This is a genomic window from Nostoc sp. MS1, from assembly GCF_019976755.1.
Lineage (GTDB): Bacteria > Cyanobacteriota > Cyanobacteriia > Cyanobacteriales > Nostocaceae > Trichormus.
Genome location: NZ_AP023441.1, coordinates 793,491 through 818,391 on the forward strand (window position 1 = coordinate 793,491; position 24,901 = coordinate 818,391).

Genomic DNA, 24,901 nt, shown 5'->3' on the forward strand with positions numbered 1-24,901 from the left:
TCATTCTAAAACAGTTAATTATTCTAATTTTATAAAAATTTTGGTTCTTTTCACCGCTTGATTATAGATGTGCTTGTGTCAGAGTAAATATTCAATAAGTGAAGCAATAAGCGGTGTAAGTCTTCCTCCTACCTCCTGTATAGCCTACGGCAAAGCTTCCGCAAACTGACTTCTTAAGATACAAACGACACAAATCTTTGATGAGGGTGCTTGCTTCCTCATGGTTATCTATGATAGTTTCTTATAACCTTTAAGTACTATAAATCGACTAAGTTACCGTAGTTAATGAATTAAAAGTCTAAGGGGAAAGCAAATGTCAGATTTCCAATCCCTAATTTATTGGAGTGTAGTTACCTATGAGCTTAGAACTAAACCTAACAGGTAAAACAGCGATAGTTACAGGAGGAAGTGCGGGGATTGGATTGGCGATCGCCAAAGCTCTTTATAGTGAAGGTGTGAATGTAGCGATCGCAGCTCGTAACCCAGAGAGGCTAGAGAATGCCGTTAGTGCTATCCAATCCTTACCCACACCAGGGGCAAAAGTAATTTCTATCAATGCTGATTTAACTCAAGCAGAGAGTGTTAATCAAGTCGTATCAACCACCTTGGCTCAGTTTGGGCAAATTGATATCTTGATTAACAACGCAGGTTCGGCTCGTGCTGGCTCATTCCTCGAACTGAGCGATGATGTATTTCTAGATACTTGGAACCTAAAGTTACTCGGCTACATTCGTTTGGTTAAAGCCGTTGTTCCCCATCAAAAAGACCGCCGTGATGGACGCATCGTCAATATTATCGGTGGTGCTGGACGTACACCCCGCCCCAGCTTTCTTCCTGGTGGCACAACCAACGCCGCCCTCCTCAACTTTACGCGGGGCATTTCCAAAGAACTAGCCGAGTACAACATTCGCATCAATGCCATATCCCCAGGCGCTACAGCTACAGAACGGGCTGAACATTTAGCCGAACAAAACGCCCAAGCCCGTGGTATCACGGTTGAGCAAGCCAAGGCAGAAACCTTACAAAGCATTCCCCTCAAGAGAATCGCCCAGCCAGAAGAAATTGCTGCACTGGCATTATTTTTAGTGTCCGACCTCGCGGCATCGATTACAGGTGCAGAGATTCTTGTTGATGGTGGAAGTACACCGGGGGTTTAAAAATTCAAAATTCAAAATTCAAAATTCAAAATTTTTTAAGTTTTGAGTTTTTACTCTCCCATATATATGACCTAGTAGTACGAAAAATTGGAGAAATAAAAACATGGGTTCACAATATTTTGATATCAAACCAATTGCTGGACGTATCGGTGCAAAAATTATTGGTGTTGATTTGAGTAGCAATCTCAGCGATGAAATCATCAGCGATATTCGCAAGGCTTTAGTTCAATATAAAGTCATCTTCTTCAGAGGACAAAACCTTGATGCTAAGGGACAAGTAGCGTTTGCGCGTCGGTTTGGGGAAGTGACGACAGCACACCCCACCGTCCCTTCTCTTGCGGATAACCCAGAAGTTCTTGACCTGAACTACGGCAAAACGGTGGCTCGTGCGAATAACTGGCACACTGATGTTACTTTTGTAGACCGTCCACCTTTGGGTTCGGTGTTACGGGCGCTAGTTATTCCTCCGGCTGGCGGTGATACCATCTGGGCAAACTCTGTAACTGCATACGAAGATTTACCAACTCATCTGCGTAATCTTGCTGATCAACTCTGGGCAGTACATAGCAATGCCTACGACTATGCGGCCGCCGTAGTTGATCTACCAGAAGAAATCAGAGCTTACCGGGCTGTCTTTACCTCAACTGTGTACGAAACCTTACACCCGGTTGTGCGCGTGCATCCTGAGTCTGGCGAACGTGGCTTATTTATCGGTGGTTTTGTTCGCCGGATTCGTGGGTTATCTCAGGATGAGTCCAACGAAATTATCAAACTACTGCAAGCTTATGTGACTCGTCCAGAAAATACAGTGCGGTGGCGTTGGCAAGAGGGGGATGTAGCTTTTTGGGATAACAGAGCTACACAACATTATGCGATCGCTGATTACGGCAACCAAGCGCGTCACGTCCAGCGTGTGACCATCGTTGGCGATATCCCAGTGGGTATTGATGGGAAACAGAGTGAAGCCATCAAGGGAGATTCTTCTGCATATAATCGCCGGGAAGCAGAACCAGCTTTAGTTTAAAGGCTAGTGTCTGAGTGCTGAGTGTGAGAGAGTATTTAAGTAAATTTTCTCCTCTGCTTTTATACTCTCTACTCTTCACTTTCACAATTACAAGTTGCCTTTATGAAACTTCTTTACACAGAAAAATCTCAATACGCTCGCATAGTCAGGGTTGCAATTATTGAACTAAATTTAGCTGACCGAATAGAATTGCAGAAAGTCACAGTACGCGACCCCAAAAGCGAAATACTCAATTACAACCCAGCAGGTAAAGTACCAACTTTAGTGACTGATGACGGATTTATCTTGAGCGAAACGCGAATTATCGTCAATTATCTCAATCAATTGAATCCAGAAATTAGAATTGTCTCAGATTATTCTGATGGATTTTACCAGCAGCTTGAAGGCTTTACCACCGCATTCATTGATGGTATTAGTATTTGGACAAGAGAACGTTTATTTCGTGCCGAGAATGAGCAATCGCCTAATGTAATAGAGTTAGAGCGATCGCGTGCTTTAAAAATTCTAGATTACTTTGAGAAAATTGCCGATAAACTTGACCAAACTCCCAAACTAGCTCATATCACTCTCGCCTCTGCATTAGGATTAGAAATTCGTCTACCTGAACTGCAATGGCGAACAAATTATCCCAAAGTCGCCCAGTGGTATGATGAATTTTCTCAGCGACCATCCCTACAAGCAACAAAGCCAGAGTCATAATGATAATTAGTAATTCGTAGTTAAAATTCCAATTACGAGTTATTTCCATTTGGGATAATAATTACGGATTATTAATTACAAATCATGCTGACAGTTTTACTATCTTCCTTTGTGTTGACGTTTCATAACGTCACTGTGCGAGTTTTGTTTTCCGAACATCTCGTATTAGGTCTATTTGTATTAGGTGGATACGTAAAACCAGATTTACAAAATTCCTTCCTGTTAATGTTTATGCGAATGCTGCTAGTGGTTCCTCTCATGGCGGCTTTAGCATTTAAGTTATATCCATCTGCTGGGAAGGAATTTCAAGAGTTATTTTCCAGGGAACGCTTCGATGTTCTTATCCAAGCGCTTGGTTGTGGGATATTAATGTTTATTTATATTGCTGCGCTCTATGTTGCTATTGGTTTGATTCCCACAGGAATTGCTTTGACATTATTCTTTACCTATCCTGTATTTACGGCGCTGCTGGCTTGGAAATTTTTTGGCGATCGCCCTAGTGTGTTCCGTTGGCTAGTCATGGGGATTATTCTTATCGGTGGTGTGTTGACAATTCCCCAATCCTCTAGTAGTTACAGCAGTAATAATATTGCGATCGGCACTTTCGCCAGCCTTAGTGCTGGGGTGGTTTACGCCTTCTATAATGTCATCGCTCAAAAATGTATGGAACGATTTCATCCAGTTCCATTTACTTGGATTAGTTTTGCCTCTACTTTGCTGCTTTCTGGTGTTAGTTTACTGCTTTTTTCTCCGGCTGATTCTCAATTTGACTGGACTCCCCTTTGGATTGGAAGTATTTTTTCTGGTATCGTTAGTTTTATAGGACACACTCTAAATAATTCAGGGATTCGCATGATTGGGGCAACAAAAGCTTCTATCGTCGGTTCTAGTAGTCCAGCTTTGACAGCGTTAGTTGCATGGGCAACCATTAGCGAGACTTTAAGCCTGATTCAGAGTTTAGGAATTGTTGTAGTCACCTTGGGAATTGCATTGTTAAGCGGAGAAGGTTTTTTCCGTAATCTAAAAAATGGTAGTTAATTATTGACAAGTCGGGGATCTAAGAATATATTTCTTAATTACGAATTAAGTAGAAAGACTAAATTAAACTTAACTTGATAGCGCCGGGTTTCGACTGCGCTCAACCCTCTTCTAATAAGGTTAACGAGCATTGAGCGTAGTCGAAATGCGTCTTATAAATAATTGTGTCCAGCTATTTATGTCCGTTTCCGCTATTTTATTTGATTTAGATGGTACTTTAACTGACCCAAAACTGGGAATCACTCGTTGTTTTCAGTATGCGCTTTCAGAATTAGGTTATAAACCACCGGATGCTGATGAATTGCTTTGGTGTATTGGCCCTCCTATTCAAGAGAGTTTTGCTCAACTACTAAATACTGCTGATCCTATTGTATTGAAGGAAGCGATCGCACTTTATCGGAGGCGTTATTCCACAATAGGTTTGTTAGAAAATACTCTGTATCCTCAGATTACCGAAACACTCAAGGATATTCATAGTTCTGGTTATAAAACTTTTGTAGCTACTTCTAAACCTTATATTTATGCTAATCAAATTATTGAATATTTTGGTTTATCGTCGCTCTTTGATGAGGTTTATGGTAGTGAACTTGATGGAACAAGGGCTATAAAAGGTGAGTTAATTCATCATATTTTACTCACAGAAAATCTGGCATTTGCTGATGTTGTGATGGTAGGCGATCGCAAACACGACATGATAGGAGCCAAACTGCATAATATAAGTGCGATCGGTGTCACCTACGGTTATGGAACTGAGGAAGAATTAAGGACTTATGGTGCTGATGAAATTGCTCATTCTCCAGCAGAAATTACCGAATTAATTATTTGTTGATCGCTGAGAAAAATTGCTTTTTATCAACAGATGTAGAGTTTGTATATAATCCAAAATTAGATGAAACAGAGCAAATTAATGTAGTCATTATTTTCTCTTGTCTGCTATATTTAGGCTCTATATTCTGCAATTACTTCAATTAGACCAACAATATTTTCGTTCAACTGTTCGAGTTCTTCTGCTGGAATCCACCATTCTGTATGATATGAAGCTCCTACTTGATGGACTTCATATTTATCCATAAATTCTTTCTTGACTTGAAAGCGTGTTACATAACCCACACCACTATCTCGAATATTCCATTTAGTAGCAATCTCTTTGGCATATTCTTCACTCTAGTCCAGTTAGTGATGTTAAATAACTCCCCGTGAGGGGAGTCATTATGATCATGAATTATTAGTCATAAGTCGTTAGTTATTAGCCCCAAAAGTCTGGGTATTCTCTTGGATCTTGGTAATCAAGGTCACAGTAGTCTGGACTTGTCAACCAATCGATACATTGATGAGCAACATCAAAAGCATCTTCCATAGTGTTCCAGCCGGATTCGCAAGGCGGGCTATCCCTAGTAGTCTGCCAAGGTAACTTTGCTAAGTAAAACCTCTAATTGGTAAAATAGCCAAAAACGGGGTGTAACATGGCGAAAAAGTACATTGTTGACTTGAATGAAGAGGAAGTTTCTCAGCTACAAGCAATAATTAAAAAAGGTAAACACAAAGCAAGAACCATAACCCGTGCAAACATTCTTCTAATGGCTTCTGAAGGAGAAACGGATCAAGCGATCGCTAGCATAGTTAGAGCGCATGTTGCAACAGTGCAACGAATACGAGAAAAATTTGTCATTGGGGGGTTAGATTTTGCTTTAAAGGATGAAGTTCATCCACCAAAACCTAAAAAGTTAGATGAAAAACAAGAAGCATTTTTAATTGCCACTGCTTGTTCCAATCCACCAGTTGGAAGAGTACGTTGGACAATGCAATTATTAGCGGATCATTTAGTGAACGTTGGTATCATAGATTCAATTTCGGACGAAACAGTGCGTCAAACTTTAAAAAAAATGAAATCAAACCGTGGTTAAAACAACAGTGGTGCATTCCTGAAGTTAACGCAGAATATGTTTTCCGAATGGAAGATGTGTTGGATTTATACAATGAGCCTTATGATCCTAAACGTCCTGTAGTCTGCTTTGATGAACGTCCCTACCAACTAGTAGAAGAAGTAAGACTTCCTTTGCCACCAGAGCCGGAGCAGCCTGAACGTTATGATTTCGAGTATAAACGTAACGGGACAGTAAATTTATTTGCGTGTTTTCAACCCTTGGCAGGTTGGCGGCATATCGAAGTTACAGAACGTCGAACTAAAGTCGATTTTGCTAAACAGATGAAAAATTTAGTAGATGTTTGCTACCAAGATGCTGATGTTATTCGTTTGGTAGTTGATAACCTGAATATTCATACTCCCAGCGCATTATATGAAGTTTTTCCACCAGAAGAAGCACGTCGAATTATTCAAAAATTAGAGTTTCACTATACTCCTAAGCACGCTTCTTGGTTGAATCAAGTAGAAATTGAATTATCTGTTTTATCCCGCCAATGTTTAGAACGGCGTATTCCTAATGCAGAAACATTAACTTCTGAGATTGCCGCTTGGGAGAAACAACGTAATCAGCAAAAAGCCAGTGTCTATTGGGGTTTCCAAACCAAAGATGCTCGCCGAAAAATGCAGCGTTTATATCCAACTCTAACCTAGCAAAGTTGTCTTGGCAGACTACTAGCTGAATAATAAATGCGGAAGTTCCAAGTATCTGTTAAAGGTTCGTAATCAACCTCAATTTTGTAACCCTTATAAACTTGGCTTATCATACAGTCCGCTTCAGTTCCTTAAATAGCAGTCGTAGACCGTAAGCAGCAGTTTGACTAATAACTAAATTGCCAAAACCACGTTTAATTTCACGCTCCTTAACATCTGAAGTTTTATCAGCAAGTGACCCCTCAAGTGATAGCTGCATATTTTGCAGTGTCAGGTTGAGGATAGCCTCAATCTGTGGTTGCTGGTCTTTGGGCAGCATGGGCAATAATGATTCTTTGAGCGATCGCCGCAGTTCATCCATTGCTTTTTTCTGAGTTCTAGCCAAAGCTTTGGCTTTCCACAGTTCGGGGTTGTCTTGAAACTGGGATTTACGCTGATCGTAAAATTCACCCAATTTTTGACCAACATCATTCTGTGGTCTAGCGTGAGCCGGGGCAATGCGGTTATAAACCCATAAGTACAGCTGTGAGCGACAAAGTTGTGACCCGCCGGTCTTGTGAGATTCCTTATCACCAGATGATTCCTCATCTTTGGCCATGCCCAGCCGCCTTTTAAATCTCCCCAGTGATTCAAATTTGGTGATGGGGTAAATTTGGGAAATAAAAAGTGCTTGTTGCCTGTCACCTATTCCGAAGCGAGTCATGACTTTACGATAGTTCATAAACTCTGGAACGCTTAGTAGTTGCCCAATTTCAGCTTCTATCTTATTTTCCCAATCACGCAGGTCACACAACAGATTTGCTAGGGTACGGGAGAAGTCGGAAATATTGACCCCGTATTTTGGGGCGATGGATTTGGCGTAAAGTCGGTCGTAATACTGGGATTTACGCTTAGTGTTTCTTTCTTGGCCGGCGAGCCATGCCCACAAAGGAACCATACCATCATCAGCGACTTTACTAGCTGATAGTGCAGCTTCGGGGAACTCTTTAGCTAACTGTTGGCGAACTCGGTTAATTGGGGCTGATTGGATACGATTGATTGACTGAAGCTGTAACCATAGTTCTCTCAATCGCGCCACATTTCCAGCATTGAAATGTAAGAAGAACTCGTCATTATGCCAATGGGTGAAGGCATAAAGAGCGAGGGCTGCTGCATCAGCTTGGTCATTCTTGTCGGGAAGTTTATTTTGTTTGCGGAAATGTTTAACTTCCGCATGACCTACCCAGCGAACTTCTATCTTTTCAATGCTGCAAATGTGCGCCCAAATCCAACTGTAATGTATACCTGTTGGTTCTAGGATAATGGCATCAGGTTTTAATTCAATTAGTTGAGTTACACCTGTAATATTCGCGCTGAATGTTAACGGGTCATTATCCTTCGGTCGGCGGTTTTTTCTGAAGTATTCCCGAAAACTTTTCGGGAGGGTTTCTTCAGTATCAAGCAACCAACCAACGACGCTACTCTTGCAAACGTCTAAGCCTAGTATTCTCATTTCAAGGTTCTGTTAATGGGTATTTTTGCAGCATAAACCGTGCTAAAATGAGTCACGAATCACCCAAATTAGTGTTTAACAATTCACTCTTAAACTCAAGCACGGAGGAAATATTTAACAGCAGTGGATTCATGAAGAATAGAAACCTTTGGGGTCATTTCATTTGAAAAATCCGTGCTGCTGCTAACATTTCCACTCTGATTTCTCAGAGACGAATTGAGTTGCGCGACCCAATCCGCGACTAGGGCAATTGCCCTAGTTTCGGCTACGGGGTCAAGGTAGCCATCATCAGGCAGTTTCTTCATCCTCCTCTTGTGGAAAGATTAACTCTTCATCAAGAGTTTCTGTAATTCTTGCTTGTGCTGGTTCAAGTATTTTTTTAATTGCTTGATCAGCATCGTAATTGCCATACTCTTCTTGCACCATTCTTTCTAAAGCCTCTTCAATTTTGGCTTTAGCTTGTAGTAGTAAGTGGTAGGCAATGTAGTAATCCCATGTTGCAATTTCTGTGCGATTTTCAGTCATTATTCGTAAATTTCCTCATCGTTAAAGCGTTCGGCTTTGTGTTCTAAATAATCTTTAATAGTTAACTCGATTTGCTCAGGAGTTAACTGATCGCATTGAATATTAGCTTCTTTTATCAGTCTTAGCGCCCAATATTCAACTGTTTGATTAGTAGCTTGCGCTAAGTACCTAACAGCAGCACCTAATGCCAGAGTATTAGTTACGTAATCCTCTTTTCTCATTAAAAAGTCTTGGTCATTCATGTAAATAATTCCAAATGTTTATAATCAATATCTGCTCAGAAAATCATCAAGTTCACCATTAGTTACTTGCTCATAAGTGGCAATGACAATAGATGGTTTATCGTCTCCTACTGCCTGCACCCTAGCTGTGATGTTTCTTGCTTGTAATGCTGCTTGTACTTCGGGCGATGCCAGGGCTGATTGTGCATCAATGTAGTCACGCGCAGGACAGGGAAAGACAATTTCACTTACATCAGATGGTGCATCATTAATAAATTGCAACATCCATTTTTTGGCTTGTTCAATTGGTGCTTCGGGAATGTAAAACTCGACGGTGAGATTTCGCTGTATCAGCATTCGCTGTATATCAAAACTCCTCAGTGCTTGCTCAAATAAAGTTAAATTTGCTTGGTCTGCTGCTGGGATTCGGACTACTTCACCCGGCTGCGCGAGTCTAATTTGCTGTTTGATGATTTCTTTACCGCGTTCAATGGGTTGGCTCATGTTACGCTCCTGTGAAAACGTTGGGCTGCTTCTAGCCATGTGGATCTAATGGCTGTGGCATTGTCACCAAAAAAACTTTGAGTGTCGCCATTGTGCCAAGTGATAACAGCGATGGGGTTAGGTAAGTCCTCAAACTGCACTTGGCGGACTTGAGCTAGGTTTAACCAGCCGGCTGTAGGGGTTTTACAAGTAAACACTGTGGGAACTGATATGATTTGCATAGAATCTACGTCGCTGTGGATTCGGAAATTTTGCGATCGCCTAACTTCTCCTAGTCAGCGATCGCTTTAAAATACCAAAAGTGCTATTTTTTACATTGGTAGTTGAACGATTTTATTTAAGCGATCGCACTCCCACCGGAACTGCGTAGGCGCAGCCCGCCGGAGGCATCGCTTCAAAATTTTGGGCTATTTTTGGTTAACCACCGGATGGTCAAACATGACCTGATATTTTCCTCCACCCTGGCGGAGTAGACTGGCGTAAGCATCAGCATCAGTTCGTGATCGTAATCGAGCAACACAGATATTCTCGCCAGTATGCAGACATTGAAAAATTGCCCACGGTCTTATTTCGTCGCGGTAAGTCATAATATTTGTTTTCCTTTTTCAAGAAATGACCAGCACAAGCTACCAGCAAGTGCTGGTTTTGTTTATCTACCTAAAAAGCGTTTATAGAGGGCTACTAAATGGGAGGAAACGCCGGAAGGGTGTTTAAGCATCCGGCGAAAACTTCATTTACCAATTAAAAATGCTGTAGTAACTCTTTGGGGAACCTCCTTACTAAGGGTGATGGGAGAAAAGCCGGCGGGTCTAGTCACCGGCCATGACTATCAAAATAGACCTTAGAAAGCATCAATCGATTCAGTTAGTGTTGTACCTCCATTACTAAACGGCATAACTGTACTGGCGCAGTGGTGAAGCGGGACTACGCCGAATTGCTGTGTACACTGCACATTGGTCACTCAGCACTAATGACTAATGACCATTGACTATTGACTTTTAGGTTGTTTCCGCACCGGGGGCAGTTCGCCTAGTGGCGCGGTGGTGGCTCCTGAATATGCCCTCACGGGCCCGTAGGCAATTGGGTGAGGGGGGAGCTTTTAATACGTGAAAAATATACTCTTTTATTTTTCACGTATGATATATTCTTGTCAAGAGGTAACAGCAATAAATCACGTACAGAAAATAAATCACGTATAATTGACATGAAAAATAAAGTATCAACCGATGGGAAGAGCCAGAAAAGTAGACCAGTCCGAGGACTTGGTAAACGCAACAGTCCGCATTCCTCTAAGGGAATGGGAGAAAATAGACCAGAAGGCCAAACAGATGGGTATGACCAGAACGGATCTGCTGAGGGCTATAGCTCAGGAGAAAATTTATTTAGTAGAATCGAATCCCTTATCGGAGGAGGAGATTTCGATCCTGGAAAAGTGTTAGAAGCCGTTCGCATGATCAGGGATGCACATTTATCTTATGTACGCGCACACAAGCAACGGCTGAAAACAAGACTTGATGAGGCTGAACATAACGAAACTGATTTCATGAAAGCCTGCGACCTAGTAGAGCAGAAAATCCAGGGTTTCATAAAAACGGAAACAACTTCTGAAACTGAAGAAAATTCTTAAACCGTCCTGCCTATAAGGGTAAGGACGGTTTTGATTTTTTGCGATCGCAATCACTACACCGCGATTCACAGTTAAAAAGTTAAGACCACCCATAGCGATGGGTGGTGTCTAGCATCTATTCGGATTATGACAGGAAATAGGAAATTACAAAACCAGGGAAGCTGGACACAGCAGCACGATGCTTACTGTCTAGAACATAAACTCACCCCAGCCGCCAAACTGTTGTGGCAATGGCTAGTCCGCCAGGGCATCGGCGACGAAACAGAACCAGACCTAGCAGAATTTAACAAGTTTGTAGAAAAACACCGGGGCAAAGGTTACACCAGACCAACGCTCAAAGATGCCCTAGCCCAACTTGTTGAGTGTCGAGTGGTGCAGCTAGTTAAACAATTTACGTGGCGACTTGTACGAATAATCACAAGACCCCTTGATTGGCTACAACCGAAAAAAAATTTACGCTCTTCAAAAGAAACTTTCACTTCACAGCCCTCAAACCCTACTAACGCCGACGAAACCCCTAACAGCAGCAGCAATTCTTCTACTAATGGCGCTTCCCGTGAGGAGATTCTCGCAGTCTGTAACGAAGCTGGTATCTTTTATCACCCAGATAAACCAGCCAAAATATTCAACTACAGCATCGAGGATATACAGTTAGCCATCGGTGTCTACAAATTGCGATCGCTAGAGGAGCGAATATTTAACCCGCCAGGATGGTTAATTCAGTGCCTAGAGTGGCGGTACTGGGAGGATATGAATCTTGTGTGGGGTGGGGTATGAAAGAACAACTCACATTATTTGATTTGCAACAGTACACCACACCAGTAATTAATAGTGCTTACGATAACGCTTGGTATAAACCGGATTCAGTAACTAACACTGTTCTGGAGCAAACTAACGACGGCTGTAAACCTGATTGCAATGTTCTGGAGCAAGCAACAACTAACACAAACAAATCTGCTCCAGAACAGTCTCATTGGGTAGAAAAGTATACTGTAGTTCGTTATGGGAGTGAGCATTATTATTACCGTTACCTGTGGATGGAGGGCCGGAAGCTGCACCATGTTCATATCCCCGGCGGGAATGTTAGGAGTGCGATCGCAATTGGCAGGAAGGAGAAAGTTGAGAGTGCGATCGCGGACGGTGAAACCCCCCAGACAATAGAAAAACTCATTCGCTCCTGGCGGTAATTAGTCATTAGTCAACAGTCAACAGTCTATAGTCCCTACACCCTTACACCCCTAACATGGAAAATAATCAACAGGATGAATTATCGCTTGCTATCGCCGCAGGGTATGAGTTGGGAAAATTTGCAGATTTTCTTAGAACAATCAACCCAGAGTTAACCACAACTGAAGCTTTATTTATAACTATTCAGTTCACCAAAGAATTGCCGGCGCTCGTCAAAGCCAACCCATCTGTATATGCCATTCTGGAAAAAGCAGCGTGGAATGTGACGATGGCTCGTAAGAAAGAGAATAATTAATTACATAACTTTGTATAGTTAACGCTCGAAGTTATATAACCAATGCTCGGAGTTATGTAATTAGTCATTAGTCCATACTCCCCAATCCCTACTCCCCTATCTCCCTCATCTCCCCCCACTCCCCTAGTGTCAGGTATTCTCAATAATGTGATTTTGGGCGATCGCCGTTTTATGGGCCTGCGCGACGAGGGTAAAAGTATTAATTTTTCGTTAGTTAATCAATGAAAAGTGTTTAAAAGCAAAATTATTGTTGAGACTGACTGTTAATAAAGTGGTGAAAATGAAAAATGCGATCGCAATCCATCGCGCGATGGCGTAACCGCCCGCCGGAGGCGATCGCAAATTGTTCTCAGATTGCATTAAGGCTCAATCTTAATTGAGGGCGGGTAAATTTGGTCAACTTCATCCCAAGCATTGTTAGCCAGTGCCTCAAGTGCTTTGGCCAAATCTATAGGATGGTCAAAAGCTCCGGCTTGGAACTTCTGATAAAAAACTTGGATTTTTCAAAAAAGTAATTCTTCGCTGCTCATAGTGTGGCGATCGCTCCTTTAACCTCATCGATGTCAATGTCAATGTATGGGTCTAAACCCTTGTCGTCGCGGTGTCCGGTAATTTTGCGAATCACAGATTTAGATGTGCCATTCTTCCGCAGCCGATTAACCAAACTTCGGCGGGTGCTGTGGGTGCTAATTCCCTTGGCACTCATACCAGACCGTTCCACAGCCCGTTTGAGAATGTCATAGGCATTGCGTAAACAGATAGGTTTAGTCCCGCACCTGGAAGGGAACAACCACTCAGACTCCCCAGGCTCAAACCGTTCTAAAGATTCGCGTAAATTGTCATGTACAGGAATTTCCACAGATTCAGCTGTACCGTCTGGCCTGTGCTTCCTAATGATGGAGGGAAAAATCAGTATTGCCTTGGGCCGTCCCCGGCTGTCGTAGACATCGCTAACCTTCAGCTTGATTAATGCCCCCCAACGTTCACCCGTGTACCAAGCTAGGTCAAGAAGCAATTTATATTTTTGAGTTTTAATCTGTTTACGCAATTTTGAATATTCATCATTAGAGATGACAGCAGCTTTTCCTTTTCTGTTAATCTTGGGCATATCAAAACCGAACTTTGAATATTCCGCTTTTACCCAGAAAATAGGTAAAAGCGGAATTTTGTAGATATTCACTAATAGTAAATATTTGGCTAATCCTAGTTGTAGTAATAGTTTCACGTCATCAGTGAATATTCCACTTCTACATAAAACTGGAAGAGTCACACAACTAGAAAAATTGTGTGACTCTCAAAATCATCAATTATATTTTTAGGCTCTATCGCGTATTAAATCTGAGTATACTTTTTCCCAATACCAACTTTCATCTTTACCAGAAAACCTAGTCCTGGCTGAACTGATTAAGCGATTGCATATATCTTTATCACCATTCACCAAGTTTAATACCTTTTGTTTAAGAGCTTCGTTTACTGTTTGTTGTGGTTGTGGTTGTGCTTGCGCTTGTGATTGCGGTTGAGGTTTTCTAACCGTTTTAGAAGGTTCGGCTTTGTAGTTGTTTGTCAAGCCCCAAAACTGAGGCGGAGTTGTCCGATATTGCATAAAATTTAGCAGTCAACATTAAATCTATAATGCAGGATGTATCCTATTAGCTAAATCAGGATACACCCTGATTTTTTGTGAACTTTTGATGAAAATACTGATTTTTATTCTTAATTTTAGAGGTTATAAAAAATCAGCAATTTAATTTAATTGAAATGACTGCTATTAATATCGCTACAGACATACCTTCAAACATCAACACATTAGAAAAATTAGCTGTATGGTGTGGTTTAGCACTTGCCAATATCAATCCTTCTTTAACAAGTGTTGAAGGCGTTGGATATACGGAAAGATGCGCTCAAGCTGGAGTATTTTACATACAAGCTGATAATAAATATCGCGCCCTCATCCGTAATTCTGTGCAAATGTCGCCTGATTATTTGGCAGGCGGCGCGAAATTGTGGACTTATGCACAAGAGCTTAGTAACACAGCACTTCCAGCTACATTCAAATCAAATTAATTTCTAAACTACTGCTGTGGAATTTCAATATCAAGAAGTAAATCAGGGTTATACATCCCCTGATTTTTTATTTAATTTTGAACCTGGCGGGCAGGTTTCCCCACGATACAACGCACCTCCACCACCTGGGTCTGTTGAAAATCTGACGGCTGAATATTTATTAAAACAACAACAATTAAGTGATGCGGTAAGAAATCAACATAAAATTGATAATCTCTACGAGCGCATCATGAATGAAGCGCCGCGCCGAGATGTTGAGGTACTGCCACCAGAAACGCCGGGCGAGTTCTTCGACCCCAACCGGACAAGAATGAAGAATATAACTCCGGTGGATCAGGCTCAAGAAATTGCCGAACTGCTAGAGCGACAAACTAAGCGCCCGGCTACTGTTCCCACAACTGCCGAACCTCCAGCCGTACCCAACTATAAAACCATTCCGTTAACAGACCCGCTTGCTACACCTCCAACTTACACGCCACGAACACCAGTAGGAGGAGGCAACCCAGCACCGACCGCCAAACCTAGAGGACTGCCAACCCCGGCTGGCAGATTCGCCGCGCCTCTAGTTGGCGGTGCGATTGATGCAGGATTTAGACTTGCAGCCGGACAACCAGCTGGACAAGCCTTAGCTGGTGCTGCTGCTTCTACTGCTGGTTCCCTCGTTGGTGCAACACTTGGTGCTGGTCTAGGGCCTGTTGGTATGTTTGTGGGTGGCATAGTCGGCGGATTTGTCGGCGGTGCAATTGCAGATGTAGTGTACAACGCAGCTTTCCCCACACCAGCGCAACCTCAACCTGTTCCCTACAGCGCACCAGCGCCATTTTACGGCGGTCAAGAACCCGACAGAATGTATTCTGTCAATGGGGCTTATATTTCTAGTAGTGGTAATTTAGTTGATTTAGGTGATTCACCCTGGTTGCCCGGCCCGATTGGGGGAATGTTTAAGGGCATCGCTGATAATAAATTTGGTATTGGTGTATATCATGGCAACAGTGTATATTTCTTTACATCACTAGATTTAAACGAAACATCACTACCGACAGCACAGCAATATTATGAAAGTTATGTTTCACCCCTGATACTGGACATCACCCCACAAGACGGATTACCAGACCCAGGCAACCCACCAGCACCAGCGCCGCCGCCAGATAACCGACCTTATGAATTTCAAAGTGGCGGCGAATCTGACCTAGCACCACCTACCGGAACACCAGGAGCGCCAAAACCGCCCACTAATTACGCTCCAGGCTCAACAACTCCTAAAGGTACACCCAGAGGAGATAGTAGTAACTTTGTCCCTCATGGATTTCCTGCGCCCAAGCTCAACCCTAACCCTAACTTTACACCTAGTAACTTAGGTGGTAACTTTCCTGGTTTAAACCCTAACCCAGCGCCCACACCTAACCCACCAGGACTAGAGCCATTTAACTTTAAACTTTTAGGTCCACCAAGCAACCCTACACCCGGAGGAAGTGGAACACCGACCCCACTTACACCGCCGCAATCTACACCCGGCGGTTTTCCCCAACCAATCCCGAACCCTTCACCACCAGATAAAAATAAAGATTTACCACCAACAGTCCCAATCGGAACTGGCAACCCTAACCCACCAACACCAACCCCCACCACATCACCAACAACTGGAACACCAATATCAACTGATATTTGTGAATCACCTTGCATCAAATCGCTTGAAGCAGCTTCTATATTTTGGGTGGATCTGCAAGTACCTGTTATTAGCTGTGAGCAAGATGAAACTGGTATATGGACACCCAAAACAAGCAGTCAAACTATTAAAGTTATTGCCACTTTTCAAGGCAATGAAATACTTAAAAGTCAGACGCAATTTCAAGAACTTGCAAAAATTAATACTGAACTTTGCAACGCTAAGAACGGATCTGACAATGCTATTCTTACATTGCCCGAACGCTATCAAATACCTGTGGATGGTCACATTCCACAAATTATTTATGTATTTCGAGAAGTGCGTGACGATGGCACGTGGGGCGAAAGAATGTACCCGATGACTGTACCACATCCTAAAAGTATAAATCCGCCTGAGCAGCGACCACTGCCCGATTACAAAAAAGGTTCTTGGGAACTCATCTTAACTTTAAAAGATAATACTAAGGTCTTCATCAATGCTTTATCAATGGAAGAGTGCCAAACGATGATTGACCAAGTTAAACCGCTAATTGCAGATGCTTTTCTAGAAAGTTCATCACAAAAAATCGGACAGCGTAAGGGACAGCAGCTATTAGAGATTAAAGTCCGTATTTTCAAGGTTGACTACTTTGAAAAAGGAACCAAGAATGCAAAACCAAAATGGTCTAAATATTTTAGGTAAATGTTTTACAAACACTTCCGTAAAACATCAGACTTCCCAGGGGCTTAACCCCCCCTGTGAAAAAACATCCAAAAACTAGTTTAGTTTAGATTAGCAGGAATTAATACAATTTTATGCCAAAGATACCGCACATTATTACAATTGATGGTCAGAAATACGCTGCCCTTTTACCAGATATTTACGGGGATATCAAAACAGTAGTAGGAATTGAAGCAGCACCAAAACCTGATAATACGGTGTATGCAGGTAAAGCTAAAATCAGTGAGTTTATTCAGTCTGGTGATTTAGTACGGATTAAATGCCGTTTAGAAAACAAAAAATACAAAACTGTCCTTTGTGTAGCTCCAAAATTAGCATCAGCGATGGGTGGATTGCTGCCTAAGAAAGTTGGCGGACAGGATGTTCGCTCAACTAATATTCAACGACGCATGAGATTAGGATAATTTTAAAATATGCCATTACCTGTATTACATAAGGTTACATTTGGCGCAGGAGCTAGCGATTTTTACTATATCAAAACTTCTGACGCTTACGAAGGGATTAAAAATCAAACTGGAATTGAAAAAGTTGCCGACCCTACAGGAACAGAAGAGGTTATACCAGTTAAAGAATTAATGCGAACTGGCATTATTTGGCGGATTGGTATCCGTTATAAAGATTCAAACGGAAAGCGAAAATCTAGCCATCTATTAGTTGTTCGTGGCAAACTTCAAGGAATATTTGCTGATGAAGCAGCAGGCAAGCTTGAAGATAAAGATTACAAGGTGTCTGGAGTTGTTAAAGGCAAAATTGAACAAGTAGCAGGCATTCGTAAAGCTTCATTCTCTTAATTAGCTCTCTATTATCCCTACTAATTAGTTTAGTAGGGCTATACATTTTATGAAAGTTGATACTTTATTAGCCATCGGCGGGTTTATTCTCGCTCTTGGAGGAAATATCACCTGGGCAATTATTATGATTGCAAATGCCCAGAAGAAAGCATACGCAGCAGAACGAGACTTCAACCATCTTAAGAATAATCAAAAAGATATTTCTGATGGAATTGCAATGGGATTTGACGAGATAGAACGCCGATTTGATTATGTTGATAAAGAGTTAATTGAACTGAAATCATGGTTAATTCGTGGCTTTCCTACAAATCAAAATCATCAATAATTAAACATTGTTTATGGCTTGGCTAGAATCTATTCATTTAAGTTCTGTTCCCGGTCAATGGGTCACAACACCAGTTATTGTTGATGATTTAGTAAAAATCAATCACAATACATCAGGACTGAATAACTCATTTTTTACTGGCACAATTGCACAATGCGAATTAGATGAAAATAACGAATTAATCGTCTATGACGAGCGCATTATTAAAGCTGATAGTGATACCCATCTTTTCAAATTTGAGAAACCAGAAGCACTTACTAACAGACGGATTGCCTTCAAAGCTGACCCCTACGCATTACTCGCAGCCGGTCAAGTTTGGAACTGGAATTTAGAAATATCTGAATACTTTGAGCCAGTCGTTTTAAATTGGGCTTCTAACGGTGATACGAATGGCATCTTGTATTATCTTGGGACAAATGCTAAAACCCAGGATTGGGTAAATCCCCATGTTTCAGGTAAAGTTGTTTGTTCTATTTCTAGTGGCGGAAATGGAAACATTGCAACTTTAGCTGATAGACAACTGCAAGGAAACTATACTCCTGATGTTGCTAATTCTTGGGTAGGGGTCAATTTAAAAGATGTCAAATTAAAATTGACTCGCTACGCATTTAGACATGATGTAAACACTGGATATTATGCCCGTTCGTGGCGCTTGGATGGTAGTAACAATGGCATTGACTGGATTACATTAGATAATCAAACCAACAATACCCAGATAAATGCTGCTGGTGCGTGGGCGAGTATTCCTATAAATATCACCACTGCTTACCAGCAATTTAGAATCACCATGACAGACCGCAATAGCTCATCGTCTTATGAGTTTTGCTGTAGCGAACTTGAATTTTATGGCGAACTAGCGTAAACGCTCTGGGGATTCATTTGTGACTGGGTAGAAAATTGGTTGTTCTGCTAGTCGCGGGGGCCATTTAGTATATCCACTTTGTTCTACCAGTGCTAACTCTTTTGGGCCTGTGGGACGATATAAAGTAACTGTTTTTTCCATTTTGTAGTATTTATGTAATACATTGTCATATTATAGTCGCTAGTTGCTGGTTTGTAATCTGTAAAGAAGAAACTGGGGAGTTAAGGCGATCGCAAAATCACCATTCACAATATCACCCTGGAGGGTACTGTCTACCTATAGTTATCAGAAGTTAGCTTAGATATGTAATTTCCCAGGTAGATAAACACCATGACAGATAGTATTGATGTATCCCCAGTTCTCGGCAGACCAAGATTTAATCTTGTTTCTACATTTGAACTATTAGTTAAACCAATTACGCCTGTTACTGCTCCAGGTTTTGAAGCTGTAGCTAGAACAATTGTTCAAGGTTATTTCTTGACTATTGCTAATACCAGCAGTACTGATATTAGAATCAGATTACAATTTGCTGCAACTACTCCAGAATTAAATTTAGCAGACACAGTAACTATCAAAGATGTTACAGGTAAAGATGAATTTCAAGAACTAATTCCTACTAGTAATCCTAAAAAATACATTTACGATCTTAGTATTCCTGCCCATGACACAGCGTTAGTTACTCTACTACCTGATGTCACCAAACCAGAGATATTAAAAGCCAAAAATCTGGAAATTCGTGGTTATGTAGAAATTGCTCTAGTTTCCTCGACCGCATCTCCTATCGATTTGTTATTAACACCTGAACATCGTGGCACATTCGTACCCGATAGCCTCAAACCTCCCGTTCCTGATTTTGACCAGTTAGCGTATGCTTTGCCTACTGCAAATGGTAGTAGCAAGTTTACTTTGACTGGCCCAGCTAAACTTAACAAAGAATTTAAGAACGAAGTCAAGGAAATTAAAGAGCTTGAGAAGGCTGCTGAAAACAAACTCCCTGAAACAGGGCCAGTTGAATCTCCAACTGTTCCCAGTGAACTACAACGGGTACTCGGTATGATGGCTCAACGCCTTGATGAAATAGAACAACGCACAACAGGTAATGGAAATGGGAACGGACGCTCATTTATTGAGGCACAAGAACGTCCTAACGTTGGTCAGCGAGTAGTTAATCATCAATAGGGGAAGTAAGCATAGTGTTAGTAATTGTCGCCAGTCGTCACGACAAAGCCGCCGAGGCACTGGCAGTTAGTTGGGCGGCTCACGATGCTACCCTGTTGACAGCCGAAGATTTGTCAGTGGCGGGATGGCGGCATTACTTGAGTTCTTCTGTTGATTCTACAGTAGTGGTTGGTGGGCAGGCGATCGCCACTGCCAAAATTACCGGGGTTCTCATCCGCCTGCCTTACCTTCCTGAACAGGAGCTACTACACATCGTCCCAGAAGACCGCGCTTATGTAGCGACAGAAATGAATGCTTTTCTCGTCTCCTGGTTATCAGGGTTGCAATGTCCAGTTTTAAACCGACCAACGCCAACATATTTATTAGGGCCTAACTGGCGACAGCAGCAATGGGTGTATGCAGCAGCGCAAATTGGTATACCCGTGCGTCCCGTGCAGAGAAAAGCTGTATTATCTACTCCTATCCAAACTCAGGTTTTAGAAAAACCACCCGTAAGCGTGACAGTTGTTGGTAATCGTTGTGTAGGTCAAGTAGATGATAAACTGGCAACTCATGCCAAACGCCTCGCTCGTACAGCAAATGTTGAATTATTAACTGTGCAGTTTACCAGCCGTGAAGCCAATGCAGAGTTGATAAATGCTGAGTTGTGGGCTGATATTTCTCACCCAGAAATAGCTGATGCGATTTTGGAGTGTTTTGGTGATTAGTCATTAGTCATTAGTCCATAGTCATTAGTTATTCTCCTCTGCTCCTCTGCTTCCCTATCTCCCCTCTTCCTCATCTCCCCCTCATCTCCCCTTTCTCCCTCATCTTCCCCCTCTCCCACCCTATGGGTTCGCGTAGCGTCTCGTAAGAGAAGCAAGCGACATCTCTCCTCACTCCCCCATCCCCAAATGGAGCATATCTGTGAAATGCTAATTTTATTATGGGGTCTTCCTGAAGACTCACCTTTGGCGGCTGTTTACTCAGAATTGATGAGTCTGGGTGTGCCTACGGTACTGCTTAACCAACGAGATATTTTAGATACGGAAATTGAGATGTCTGTGGGGGAAACAGTCCAAGGAGTAATTCGGACTCGACAGCACACAATTGACTTAAGTACAGTCACGGCTGCTTATATTCGCCCTTATGACTCGCGCCGCTTACCGCAAATAGAGCAAGCTGGTGTTAATAGTTTGGCTTGGCAACATGCGATCGCCTTTGATGATACTTTTTTATGTTGGACGGAAATTACACCCGCTTTAGTAATTAACCGTCCCAGCGCGATGGCTCCCAACGGTTCAAAGCCTTACCAATTAGCGCAAATTCGCCAGCTAGGTTTTCCAGTACCGGAAACTTTAGTCACGACAGACCCCGATGCGGTGCAGGCTTTTTGGCAAGAACATGGCAATATTATCTATAAATCAATCAGTGGTGTTCGCAGTAAGGTATCACGCCTCAACCCTGAACATTTAGAGCGGTTGGCTAACGTTGCTTGGTGTCCAACTCAGTTCCAGCAGTATATCCCAGGTCAAGATTATCGGGTTCATGTTGTAGGTACAGAAGTTTTTGCCAGTGAAATCATTTCCCAAGCAGATGATTATAGATATGCCACGCAAGATAATGAGTCTACAGATATCCTTGCTTACGAGTTGCCCCAAGAGATAGAGGAGAAATGTAGAGTATTGGCAAAAGCGATAAACTTGCCTCTGTGTGGTATTGATTTACGCCGCACACTGGATAGTAAATGGTATTGCTTTGAAGTTAATCCTTCCCCTGGTTTTACCTATTATGAGTATGCTACCAATCAACCGATTAGTAGAGCGATCGCTAATTTACTCGCATTTGGTATAGACAGGGCAATTACTGAGAACAATGGGAGCAAATCACCACTAATCACCGTCAGCAATACTTAGATACAATCTCGATTAATTCCCATGCTCAAAGGTTTGAGAAGTCAATTACCACTGCTATTAACATTCTGCTTATTTACTAGCTTATTGCCTGCTTCTGGCTCAGTGTTATGTTCTGCTGTTGCCTACGAGAAATATGAGACATCTGGTAGTAACGGCACTGATGGACGAAGTGGCAGAAATGGCCGTGATGGCGATAACCGAACTGTGTTTATTGATGGTTCATCAGTAAAGCTTGACTTAGCTGGTGAAGATGGCGAAGATGGTGAAGACGGTGAACGAGGTAGCAGACCTTATTGCGGCAACCAACCCAATAACCCCAACCATGATATTTATGCACCTAATGGTGGCGCTGGTGGGAATGGTGGTAGGGGTGGAAATGGCGGTAATGGTGGTTTAGTGACTGTCTACTATACAAATTTGGCAGACTTACGCAAGATTTTCGTCCGTGCAACCCCTGGAGATGGTGGACGAGGTGGCCGGGGTGGCAATGGTACATCCGGTTGTAATTGTCGGCGGCGGAGTTGGGAAATAGAAACCTGTAAAGGAACTCCGGGTAGTGCTGACTATAAATGTACAAAGAAACGCTACAGGTGTCACGATGGGAAAGATGGGGCTGATGGTAGCGATGGGGGAGATGGCAAAAATGGCAGCTTAGGAACCCTAAGTATTATTAACAGTAAGGAACCTTTAGCAGCCGAAACTCCCAGTGTGACTATAAATTTAGCTGAACTTGCGGATAAAAAGCTAAATCTTTCCAAAAATAAATGGAATGTCCGCCAAGGTGCGACTGCTTTACTTGCCCCAGGTTCTGTCATTGCTGATGAGTATCGAGAATTTACCCAACGTTTAGAAGAATCTTTTCAGATAGTTTGGCAAGAGAAGCAGCCCATCACTAGTTTTGCTAATCAAACTTTGACAGTCACTTTAAACGACAATAAACAAGTAGAAGTCAATTTTCCTGAAGATTTATGGCTTGCAGGTAGCACAAGTAGCCAAGGTAATTTGACTACATTTACTGTAAACAATGCCATTCCCAGAAAAGATGTAACAAGATTAGCAGTAGCAGAATTTGCCGATGCTGGACAAAATCTCAACTTAAAAATAGTAGATTTAGCTGCAAAATCCGATGCGCTTCAGACTCAGTTTCGCGTCAAATTCCGAGCAAGAGATAATTCTGGTGGCTTTTCTGACTACAGAACTGTCTACGACGGAGATATTCCTAGTGAATTAGTAACGCGCGACTATAACCGTTTTATTCTGGCTTTAGGCAAGCTAAAAATTCCCACCGAAACCCTCAGTCCTGGAGTAAATGTTGACGTAGAAGTAATTGCCACCCGTTCTCTAGGAAATCGTTCTGCCAAGCAAACAATTAGTTGGCAAGGAGCGATTCGGAAAAGATAATTACGAATTAAGTAGGCGTTAGCCTTCTCTACGAGACGCTACGCGAACCGGCAGGGTATTACGAATTATCTTATGATTGCTTTTTATTATCTGTTACCATCTGAGCTAGAAGATAACCTGTGTAGTCAATAAATTGGTCTAGTAAAAATGCAATAATGCCAATGTAAATTATTACCTCAATTATGTAATTGGTATTACCTGATTTATAATTATTCCACAGGAAACCACCTAGCCCTTTAGAAGCTAGTAACATTTCTATGGCAATAACTGTAAACCATGCAACCCAAATACCAACTTTCAACGCATGAGTTGTATGGAATATAACTGCGCGAAAGTTATTATTTTGTCTACGAAAATGTTGTATACCTATAGCAGTATTGATAATAATCGTCCACAGGCTGGCAAAAAAAATTACTACTGATACTGCTGATTCATTCTCTTGAAAAACTAAGAGTGTAATAGGTAATAGCGCAATAGGAGGTATACTATTTGGTATCTGAAATATCCGCCGCATGAATTGATATACAGTAGCATTGATACCTATTAGATAGCCAATGAAACTGCCGAATATAGCGGCTGGAATGTAACCTACAAATAGTCTCTGTAGGCTAGTTAAAACATCTAAAAATATACTTTGATCCATGCCTCAGTTCTTATTTGAAACGTCTAGAAAATACTGTGGCAAGCAAAAAAAGGCAAATAAATTGACAATCAAGATAAATTAAAGAGGTAACTTAAATATATCAGGAAATAGAATTTTTTATAAAAAAATAAATAAAATCTAAATATTTAATTTTTTAGAAGTAAAAATGTATTTAATGAACATTTATATTTGTTAAATTTGTTCTTTAATATACATAATTAGTTAAAAATAAAATTGGTAATAGATTCTTACCTATTACCAACCCTAAAGATCATTGTTAGTGAAACTTATTTTCCTAAATTACGCTTTATTTGCTCTAATTCGTCTTGTGTTTCCCAACGGCGGAACTTTTCTTCTAAGTCATCAAAGCTACTGCTAGAACTGGTGGTATTCGACCAACCATTAGTTTCTATACGCTGTTGGGTTTGGGCTTTAGCGCGTGCTGTTTGCGCTTGTGCAGCTTTTGTTTGCACTTCCTGTCGTCTAGCTTGTATCTTACCTAGTAATTCTTTGGATTGCTGTATGCGTTCTTTTAGCCCTTGCATCTGTCCCCAACGCTGATTACCTTCGCGCAAAAGGGCAGCTTCTCTCTCTTGTGCTGGCCCGACTAAATCTTGCCTACCAGCGTTTTTGGCTTTTTCGACGCGGATGTGCCAACGCTGGATTTCTTGGGCTGTGGCGAGAATGTCTTCTTGCGATCGCTTCTCTTGTAACTGTAAATCTGCTATCAGTTTTAAAGTATCTTCCTCTTGCTGACGCAGTTGTTCTAACAGCGCCTCCAACTCCAAATGCGGATTATTACGCAAGAACTCCTCTAAACGGTTTTCTAGAAACCGACTCAAATCATCAAATAAGCCCACTGTCAGAACTCCAGAGGTTAGATGCGTTACTACTATATTGTAGTCTTATCATCGTTGGAGAAAAAGAAAATCGTGTAAATAGTATTTACAGTGTTGTATCTGTTACTTAATTTACCTCATCTATATATAGATATAAATTTTAGTAGATTT

The 24,901-nt window shown here is 41.7% G+C and carries 34 protein-coding genes; 20 read left to right on the forward strand and 14 right to left on the reverse strand.

The features are described 5' to 3' along the window. The first annotated feature begins 356 nt into the window (after window positions 1-356). The 5 genes from NSMS1_RS03415 (at window position 357) to NSMS1_RS03435 (ending at window position 4,747) form a co-directional block, all read left to right on the forward strand. The gene (locus NSMS1_RS03415) at window positions 357-1,157 is read left to right on the forward strand and encodes an SDR family oxidoreductase (RefSeq protein WP_224091035.1); all 801 of its coding nucleotides are present in this window, start codon (window positions 357-359) and stop codon (window positions 1,155-1,157) included. A 103-nt stretch (window positions 1,158-1,260) separates the two neighbouring features. After that, window positions 1,261-2,181 (forward strand): TauD/TfdA dioxygenase family protein, encoded by a 921-nt coding sequence (locus tag NSMS1_RS03420; protein ID WP_224091038.1) that lies wholly within the window; start codon window positions 1,261-1,263, stop codon window positions 2,179-2,181. A 102-nt stretch (window positions 2,182-2,283) separates the two neighbouring features. Beyond that, window positions 2,284-2,880, forward strand: coding sequence for a glutathione S-transferase family protein (locus tag NSMS1_RS03425; protein WP_224091047.1), 597 nt, complete (start codon window positions 2,284-2,286; stop codon window positions 2,878-2,880). An 84-nt stretch (window positions 2,881-2,964) separates the two neighbouring features. Further along, window positions 2,965-3,918 (forward strand): DMT family transporter, encoded by a 954-nt coding sequence (locus NSMS1_RS03430; RefSeq protein WP_224091049.1) that lies wholly within the window; start codon window positions 2,965-2,967, stop codon window positions 3,916-3,918. 178 nt (window positions 3,919-4,096) lie between these two features. Continuing rightward, window positions 4,097-4,747 carry an HAD family hydrolase gene (locus tag NSMS1_RS03435; RefSeq protein WP_224091054.1) on the forward strand — a complete coding sequence of 217 codons (651 nt, stop codon included), beginning with the start codon at window positions 4,097-4,099 and terminating at the stop codon, window positions 4,745-4,747. Between the two features lie 110 nt (window positions 4,748-4,857). Here NSMS1_RS03435 and NSMS1_RS03440 read toward each other — a convergent pair whose 3' ends face one another. Continuing rightward, a complete protein-coding gene (locus NSMS1_RS03440; protein WP_224091055.1) occupies window positions 4,858-5,028 on the reverse strand; it encodes a hypothetical protein in 171 nt (56 codons plus the stop codon). Window positions 5,029-5,381: 353 nt separating this feature from the next. On the opposite strand from NSMS1_RS03440, the gene NSMS1_RS03445 reads away from it, so the two are divergent. Then, window positions 5,382-6,493 (forward strand): IS630 family transposase gene (locus tag NSMS1_RS03445; RefSeq protein WP_411908649.1). Its coding sequence is split into 2 segments (ribosomal slippage): window positions 5,382-5,802 and window positions 5,802-6,493, totalling 1,113 coding nucleotides; the frame shifts between segments, so codons are not numbered across the junction. 109 nt (window positions 6,494-6,602) lie between these two features. Here the strand turns inward: NSMS1_RS03445 and NSMS1_RS03450 are convergent. The 7 genes from NSMS1_RS03450 to NSMS1_RS03480 all read right to left on the reverse strand — a co-directional run bounded on the left by NSMS1_RS03450 (window position 6,603) and on the right by NSMS1_RS03480 (window position 9,822). After that, the gene (locus NSMS1_RS03450) at window positions 6,603-7,985 is read right to left on the reverse strand and encodes a transposase (RefSeq protein WP_224091059.1); all 1,383 of its coding nucleotides are present in this window, start codon (window positions 7,983-7,985) and stop codon (window positions 6,603-6,605) included. 95 nt (window positions 7,986-8,080) lie between these two features. Beyond that, complete coding sequence (locus tag NSMS1_RS03455; RefSeq protein WP_224091061.1) at window positions 8,081-8,290, reverse strand: hypothetical protein; 210 nt, start codon at window positions 8,288-8,290, stop codon at window positions 8,081-8,083. Further along, window positions 8,274-8,510 (reverse strand): hypothetical protein, encoded by a 237-nt coding sequence (locus tag NSMS1_RS03460; RefSeq protein ID WP_224091064.1) that lies wholly within the window; start codon window positions 8,508-8,510, stop codon window positions 8,274-8,276. The genes NSMS1_RS03455 and NSMS1_RS03460 overlap by 17 nt, the downstream gene beginning before the upstream one ends. Then, window positions 8,510-8,752 carry a hypothetical protein gene (locus NSMS1_RS03465; protein WP_224091065.1) on the reverse strand — a complete coding sequence of 81 codons (243 nt, stop codon included), beginning with the start codon at window positions 8,750-8,752 and terminating at the stop codon, window positions 8,510-8,512. The genes NSMS1_RS03460 and NSMS1_RS03465 overlap by 1 nt, the downstream gene beginning before the upstream one ends. Before the next feature lie 24 nt (window positions 8,753-8,776). Continuing rightward, entirely contained in the window at window positions 8,777-9,235 is a 459-nt protein-coding gene (locus NSMS1_RS03470; RefSeq protein WP_224091067.1) for a hypothetical protein, read from the reverse strand. Then, complete coding sequence (locus NSMS1_RS03475) at window positions 9,232-9,456, reverse strand: hypothetical protein (RefSeq protein ID WP_224091068.1); 225 nt, start codon at window positions 9,454-9,456, stop codon at window positions 9,232-9,234. Before NSMS1_RS03475 ends, NSMS1_RS03470 begins: the two co-directional genes overlap by 4 nt. 186 nt (window positions 9,457-9,642) lie before the next feature. Next, window positions 9,643-9,822, reverse strand: a complete 180-nt coding sequence (locus NSMS1_RS03480; protein ID WP_224091069.1) for a hypothetical protein — start codon at window positions 9,820-9,822, stop codon at window positions 9,643-9,645. Between the two features lie 617 nt (window positions 9,823-10,439). Here NSMS1_RS03480 and NSMS1_RS03485 point away from each other — a divergent pair. From NSMS1_RS03485 to NSMS1_RS03500, 4 genes are all read left to right on the forward strand, one after another. Next, a complete protein-coding gene (locus tag NSMS1_RS03485; protein ID WP_224091070.1) occupies window positions 10,440-10,862 on the forward strand; it encodes a hypothetical protein in 423 nt (140 codons plus the stop codon). Between the two features lie 126 nt (window positions 10,863-10,988). Continuing rightward, entirely contained in the window at window positions 10,989-11,639 is a 651-nt protein-coding gene (locus NSMS1_RS03490) for a hypothetical protein (protein ID WP_224091071.1), read from the forward strand. Beyond that, window positions 11,636-12,049 (forward strand): hypothetical protein, encoded by a 414-nt coding sequence (locus tag NSMS1_RS03495; protein ID WP_224091072.1) that lies wholly within the window; start codon window positions 11,636-11,638, stop codon window positions 12,047-12,049. Before NSMS1_RS03490 ends, NSMS1_RS03495 begins: the two co-directional genes overlap by 4 nt. Window positions 12,050-12,105: 56 nt before the next feature. Continuing rightward, window positions 12,106-12,345, forward strand: a complete 240-nt coding sequence (locus NSMS1_RS03500; RefSeq protein WP_224091074.1) for a hypothetical protein — start codon at window positions 12,106-12,108, stop codon at window positions 12,343-12,345. A 210-nt stretch (window positions 12,346-12,555) separates the two neighbouring features. On the opposite strand, the gene NSMS1_RS03505 is transcribed toward NSMS1_RS03500, so the two are convergent. The 3 genes from NSMS1_RS03505 to NSMS1_RS03515 all read right to left on the reverse strand — a co-directional run bounded on the left by NSMS1_RS03505 (window position 12,556) and on the right by NSMS1_RS03515 (window position 13,948). Then, complete coding sequence (locus tag NSMS1_RS03505) at window positions 12,556-12,705, reverse strand: hypothetical protein (RefSeq protein ID WP_224091076.1); 150 nt, start codon at window positions 12,703-12,705, stop codon at window positions 12,556-12,558. Window positions 12,706-12,871: 166 nt separating this feature from the next. Further along, window positions 12,872-13,570, reverse strand: a complete 699-nt coding sequence (locus NSMS1_RS03510; RefSeq protein ID WP_224091079.1) for a tyrosine-type recombinase/integrase — start codon at window positions 13,568-13,570, stop codon at window positions 12,872-12,874. Between the two features lie 90 nt (window positions 13,571-13,660). Next, complete coding sequence (locus NSMS1_RS03515) at window positions 13,661-13,948, reverse strand: hypothetical protein (protein WP_224091081.1); 288 nt, start codon at window positions 13,946-13,948, stop codon at window positions 13,661-13,663. Between the two features lie 155 nt (window positions 13,949-14,103). Between NSMS1_RS03515 and NSMS1_RS03520 the strand changes: the two genes are divergently transcribed. The 6 genes from NSMS1_RS03520 (at window position 14,104) to NSMS1_RS03545 (ending at window position 18,773) form a co-directional block, all read left to right on the forward strand. Continuing rightward, window positions 14,104-14,409, forward strand: coding sequence for a glucose-6-phosphate dehydrogenase (locus tag NSMS1_RS03520; RefSeq protein ID WP_224091082.1), 306 nt, complete (start codon window positions 14,104-14,106; stop codon window positions 14,407-14,409). Between the two features lie 16 nt (window positions 14,410-14,425). Continuing rightward, entirely contained in the window at window positions 14,426-16,756 is a 2,331-nt protein-coding gene (locus NSMS1_RS03525) for a hypothetical protein (protein WP_224091088.1), read from the forward strand. A 113-nt stretch (window positions 16,757-16,869) separates the two neighbouring features. Further along, window positions 16,870-17,199 carry a hypothetical protein gene (locus NSMS1_RS03530; protein WP_224091090.1) on the forward strand — a complete coding sequence of 110 codons (330 nt, stop codon included), beginning with the start codon at window positions 16,870-16,872 and terminating at the stop codon, window positions 17,197-17,199. A gap of 9 nt (window positions 17,200-17,208) precedes the next feature. Then, window positions 17,209-17,586: a hypothetical protein gene (locus NSMS1_RS03535; RefSeq protein WP_224091092.1), complete on the forward strand. Its 378-nt coding sequence runs from the start codon at window positions 17,209-17,211 to the stop codon at window positions 17,584-17,586. 49 nt (window positions 17,587-17,635) lie between these two features. Next, on the forward strand, window positions 17,636-17,911 hold the full coding sequence (locus tag NSMS1_RS03540; RefSeq protein WP_224091095.1) for a hypothetical protein: 276 nt from the start codon (window positions 17,636-17,638) through the stop codon (window positions 17,909-17,911). A 13-nt stretch (window positions 17,912-17,924) separates the two neighbouring features. Beyond that, window positions 17,925-18,773 (forward strand): hypothetical protein, encoded by an 849-nt coding sequence (locus NSMS1_RS03545; RefSeq protein WP_224091097.1) that lies wholly within the window; start codon window positions 17,925-17,927, stop codon window positions 18,771-18,773. Here the strand turns inward: NSMS1_RS03545 and NSMS1_RS03550 are convergent. Further along, window positions 18,765-18,914 (reverse strand): hypothetical protein, encoded by a 150-nt coding sequence (locus NSMS1_RS03550; protein WP_224091098.1) that lies wholly within the window; start codon window positions 18,912-18,914, stop codon window positions 18,765-18,767. The genes NSMS1_RS03545 and NSMS1_RS03550 overlap by 9 nt on opposite strands. Before the next feature lie 189 nt (window positions 18,915-19,103). Between NSMS1_RS03550 and NSMS1_RS03555 the strand changes: the two genes are divergently transcribed. The 4 genes from NSMS1_RS03555 (at window position 19,104) to NSMS1_RS03570 (ending at window position 23,248) form a co-directional block, all read left to right on the forward strand. Then, window positions 19,104-19,952: a hypothetical protein gene (locus tag NSMS1_RS03555; RefSeq protein WP_224091100.1), complete on the forward strand. Its 849-nt coding sequence runs from the start codon at window positions 19,104-19,106 to the stop codon at window positions 19,950-19,952. 14 nt (window positions 19,953-19,966) lie between these two features. Continuing rightward, complete coding sequence (locus NSMS1_RS03560) at window positions 19,967-20,659, forward strand: hypothetical protein (RefSeq protein ID WP_224091102.1); 693 nt, start codon at window positions 19,967-19,969, stop codon at window positions 20,657-20,659. 204 nt (window positions 20,660-20,863) lie between these two features. Next, on the forward strand, window positions 20,864-21,847 hold the full coding sequence (locus NSMS1_RS03565; protein ID WP_224091103.1) for a RimK family alpha-L-glutamate ligase: 984 nt from the start codon (window positions 20,864-20,866) through the stop codon (window positions 21,845-21,847). Window positions 21,848-21,868: 21 nt separating this feature from the next. After that, on the forward strand, window positions 21,869-23,248 hold the full coding sequence (locus NSMS1_RS03570; RefSeq protein ID WP_224091105.1) for a collagen-like protein: 1,380 nt from the start codon (window positions 21,869-21,871) through the stop codon (window positions 23,246-23,248). A gap of 70 nt (window positions 23,249-23,318) precedes the next feature. On the opposite strand, the gene NSMS1_RS03575 is transcribed toward NSMS1_RS03570, so the two are convergent. Beyond that, window positions 23,319-23,891 carry a nitrate transporter gene (locus NSMS1_RS03575; RefSeq protein ID WP_224091107.1) on the reverse strand — a complete coding sequence of 191 codons (573 nt, stop codon included), beginning with the start codon at window positions 23,889-23,891 and terminating at the stop codon, window positions 23,319-23,321. Window positions 23,892-24,178: 287 nt separating this feature from the next. Then, the gene (locus tag NSMS1_RS03580; RefSeq protein ID WP_224091109.1) at window positions 24,179-24,751 is read right to left on the reverse strand and encodes a TIGR04376 family protein; all 573 of its coding nucleotides are present in this window, start codon (window positions 24,749-24,751) and stop codon (window positions 24,179-24,181) included. Window positions 24,752-24,901 lie beyond the last annotated feature (150 nt).

Bases quoted from the DNA above. Each gene is read 5' to 3' on its own strand.
- NSMS1_RS03465 (WP_224091065.1), bottom strand. From the start codon at position 8,752: ATGAATGACCAAGACTTTTTAATGAGAAAAGAGGATTACGTAACTAAT.
- NSMS1_RS03430 (WP_224091049.1), top strand. From the start codon at position 2,965: ATGCTGACAGTTTTACTATCTTCCTTTGTGTTGACGTTTCATAACGTC.
- NSMS1_RS03435 (WP_224091054.1), top strand. From the start codon at position 4,097: ATGTCCGTTTCCGCTATTTTATTTGATTTAGATGGTACTTTAACTGAC.
- NSMS1_RS03555 (WP_224091100.1), top strand. From the start codon at position 19,104: ATGACAGATAGTATTGATGTATCCCCAGTTCTCGGCAGACCAAGATTT.
- NSMS1_RS03515 (WP_224091081.1), bottom strand. From the start codon at position 13,948: ATGCAATATCGGACAACTCCGCCTCAGTTTTGGGGCTTGACAAACAAC.
- NSMS1_RS03570 (WP_224091105.1), top strand. From the start codon at position 21,869: ATGCTCAAAGGTTTGAGAAGTCAATTACCACTGCTATTAACATTCTGC.
- NSMS1_RS03530 (WP_224091090.1), top strand. From the start codon at position 16,870: ATGCCAAAGATACCGCACATTATTACAATTGATGGTCAGAAATACGCT.
- NSMS1_RS03545 (WP_224091097.1), top strand. From the start codon at position 17,925: ATGGCTTGGCTAGAATCTATTCATTTAAGTTCTGTTCCCGGTCAATGG.
- NSMS1_RS03470 (WP_224091067.1), bottom strand. From the start codon at position 9,235: ATGAGCCAACCCATTGAACGCGGTAAAGAAATCATCAAACAGCAAATT.
- NSMS1_RS03460 (WP_224091064.1), bottom strand. From the start codon at position 8,510: ATGACTGAAAATCGCACAGAAATTGCAACATGGGATTACTACATTGCC.
- NSMS1_RS03540 (WP_224091095.1), top strand. From the start codon at position 17,636: ATGAAAGTTGATACTTTATTAGCCATCGGCGGGTTTATTCTCGCTCTT.
- NSMS1_RS03575 (WP_224091107.1), bottom strand. From the start codon at position 23,891: ATGGATCAAAGTATATTTTTAGATGTTTTAACTAGCCTACAGAGACTA.
- NSMS1_RS03420 (WP_224091038.1), top strand. From the start codon at position 1,261: ATGGGTTCACAATATTTTGATATCAAACCAATTGCTGGACGTATCGGT.
- NSMS1_RS03500 (WP_224091074.1), top strand. From the start codon at position 12,106: ATGGAAAATAATCAACAGGATGAATTATCGCTTGCTATCGCCGCAGGG.
- NSMS1_RS03520 (WP_224091082.1), top strand. From the start codon at position 14,104: ATGACTGCTATTAATATCGCTACAGACATACCTTCAAACATCAACACA.
- NSMS1_RS03535 (WP_224091092.1), top strand. From the start codon at position 17,209: ATGCCATTACCTGTATTACATAAGGTTACATTTGGCGCAGGAGCTAGC.
- NSMS1_RS03495 (WP_224091072.1), top strand. From the start codon at position 11,636: ATGAAAGAACAACTCACATTATTTGATTTGCAACAGTACACCACACCA.
- NSMS1_RS03480 (WP_224091069.1), bottom strand. From the start codon at position 9,822: ATGACTTACCGCGACGAAATAAGACCGTGGGCAATTTTTCAATGTCTG.
- NSMS1_RS03550 (WP_224091098.1), bottom strand. From the start codon at position 18,914: ATGGAAAAAACAGTTACTTTATATCGTCCCACAGGCCCAAAAGAGTTA.
- NSMS1_RS03415 (WP_224091035.1), top strand. From the start codon at position 357: ATGAGCTTAGAACTAAACCTAACAGGTAAAACAGCGATAGTTACAGGA.
- NSMS1_RS03425 (WP_224091047.1), top strand. From the start codon at position 2,284: ATGAAACTTCTTTACACAGAAAAATCTCAATACGCTCGCATAGTCAGG.
- NSMS1_RS03490 (WP_224091071.1), top strand. From the start codon at position 10,989: ATGACAGGAAATAGGAAATTACAAAACCAGGGAAGCTGGACACAGCAG.
- NSMS1_RS03505 (WP_224091076.1), bottom strand. From the start codon at position 12,705: ATGCAATCTGAGAACAATTTGCGATCGCCTCCGGCGGGCGGTTACGCC.
- NSMS1_RS03450 (WP_224091059.1), bottom strand. From the start codon at position 7,985: ATGAGAATACTAGGCTTAGACGTTTGCAAGAGTAGCGTCGTTGGTTGG.
- NSMS1_RS03485 (WP_224091070.1), top strand. From the start codon at position 10,440: ATGAAAAATAAAGTATCAACCGATGGGAAGAGCCAGAAAAGTAGACCA.
- NSMS1_RS03565 (WP_224091103.1), top strand. From the start codon at position 20,864: ATGCTAATTTTATTATGGGGTCTTCCTGAAGACTCACCTTTGGCGGCT.
- NSMS1_RS03455 (WP_224091061.1), bottom strand. From the start codon at position 8,290: ATGAAGAAACTGCCTGATGATGGCTACCTTGACCCCGTAGCCGAAACT.
- NSMS1_RS03475 (WP_224091068.1), bottom strand. From the start codon at position 9,456: ATGCAAATCATATCAGTTCCCACAGTGTTTACTTGTAAAACCCCTACA.